The following is a 2,029-nucleotide window of genomic DNA, read 5'->3' as shown; positions in this document are numbered from 1 at the left end:
AAGTAGGGAGGGCCGTCCTCGCAGCGCGCCAGATAGTCCTTCAGCAGCAGATAAAGGATTGCGCCACCGGCAAGCGCCAACACGCTCATGAACAGAGGAATTGTGAACCCGTGCCAGATAGCCAGACTGTACTGTGGCGTCGCGGGTCCCAGGACGGAGGTGACGGCGGTGTGGAGGAACGGACCGATGGTCAGGCCGGGAACGGTCCCAACCAGGAGGCAGGCAAGCACAAGAAGTTGGATCGGAAACCGCATGAAAAACGGCGGTTCGTGAGGTTCGCGAGGCAGCTCAGCCGGCAGCGGTCGGAAAAACACGTTGTGGATGAACCGTGCCGAGTAGGCAACAGCGAAAGCGCTGCCCAGGACGGCAGCATAGGGCGCGGCGGTATCGAGAATGGAATCGGCGTGCGTTTCGATCGCCTCGGCGAAGAACATTTCCTTGGAGAGAAATCCGTTGAGGAGGGGGACGCCAGCCATGGCCGCGCTTGCCACCATGGCGAGCGTCGCGGTGTAGGGCATGACACGGAAAAGCCCGCCCAGCCGCTGCATGTCGCGCGTTCCGGTCTCATGGTCGATGATACCGGCGGCCATGAACAACGAGGCTTTGAACGTGGCGTGGTTCATCATGTGGAAGATGGCAGCGACGGCACCCAGCGGGCTACCGAGGCTGAGCAGAAGTGTAATCAGACCGAGATGGCTGATGGTCGAGTAGGCGAGCAAACCCTTAATGTCCCGCTGGAAGATCGCAAAATAAGCTCCCAAAACGAAAGACATCATGCCGGCGAAGCCGACGATCCAAAACCATTCGTATGTCCCCGCAAGCACCGGCCACAGGCGCGCCAACAGGAACACGCCGGCCTTCACCATGGTCGCTGAGTGCAGGTAGGCCGAGACCGGGGTCGGTGCGGCCATGGCGTTGGGCAGCCAGAAGTGAAACGGAAACTGCGCGCTCTTGGTGAACCCCCCGAGCAGCACAAGAACCAGGATGGGCACATAGAGATCGTGGGAGCGGATAAGGTCGCCCGACGCCAAAACACGATCGAGGTCGTAGCTGCCAACGGCATGGCCAATCAGCAGGAAGCCGGCCAACAGACCGATGCCGCCGATGCCGGTAATCGTCAGCGCCATGCGGGCGCCGTCGCGGGCACTGGCGTTGTGGTGCCAATAGCCAATCAGCAGGAAGGAAAAGATGCTGGTCAGTTCCCAGAATACGACCAGCAGGATCAAGTTTCCGGAAATGACGACCCCGAGCATCGATCCCATGAACGCGAGAAAGAACGAAAAGAACCGCGGAACCGGGTCTTCCGGGGCCATGTAGTAGCGCGCATAAATGACGACGAGGAAGCCGATGCCGCTTATGAGCATGGCGAACAGCCAGGCAAATCCATCCATTCGCAAAGTGAAATCAAGGCCAAGCGTCGGAAGCCATTCGATATCGCTACGCACCACACCTGGACCGAGTACCGAGGGATAAAACATGACCGCCAAACCCAGACAGGTAAACGACGCGGCGGCGGCGAGGACAGCTGCGGCGTTGCGAGCCTTTGTCGGGAGCATGAGAGCGGCAAGGCTGCCTACGAAAGGCAGGACGATCATCAGTATCAGCGCTGTGTCGTCTGTCATCTATTGGAGCCCAAAGTCTTCGGAGACAACCACTGCCTGGCTCCGCCCATTATGGTTCTCCGGTGACATTGGGCAAGGCATTGATTGGCGGGTTCCCAGAACACCTGTCCGCGCCGCGCGATGACCACTCAGTTGGAGGCAGAAGCAGTTTGCGAGGTCGCTGACATCGATCAAGGATCCGAGCGCCATGTGGATGGGAGCGCTCGGTGCGGACTCTCAAGAAAGGTGGCGTTCGGCTGCTTCCGGCATGCCGTCAGCGGCCCCTGCCGTCAGTTGCTATCCAATCCGTTTGACGCACGCCTAGTCGTGGCGGGCGCCAAGCAAGGTGGCTATCACCAGTTCTCGTCCGGCCCTGTTTATCCCGGTCCCGCCCGGTCTTTCTTCCGCCAGTCCGAGGAAGACAAGGC

At 60.1% G+C, this 2,029-nt stretch carries 1 protein-coding gene; it reads right to left on the bottom strand.

The annotated features are described in order from the left end of the window. The coding region (locus tag EN925_RS33435) for a proton-conducting transporter membrane subunit (RefSeq protein WP_281040685.1) at window positions 1-1,622 on the bottom strand (1,622 nt) is incomplete at its 3' end. Window positions 1,623-2,029 lie beyond the last annotated feature (407 nt).

Source organism: Mesorhizobium sp. M7A.F.Ca.US.006.04.2.1 (assembly GCF_004022915.1).
Taxonomy (GTDB): Bacteria; Pseudomonadota; Alphaproteobacteria; order Rhizobiales; family Rhizobiaceae; genus Mesorhizobium; species Mesorhizobium ciceri.
Note: the sequence above shows the minus strand (reverse complement) of the source record. Positions and strands in the feature narration are given on the sequence as shown.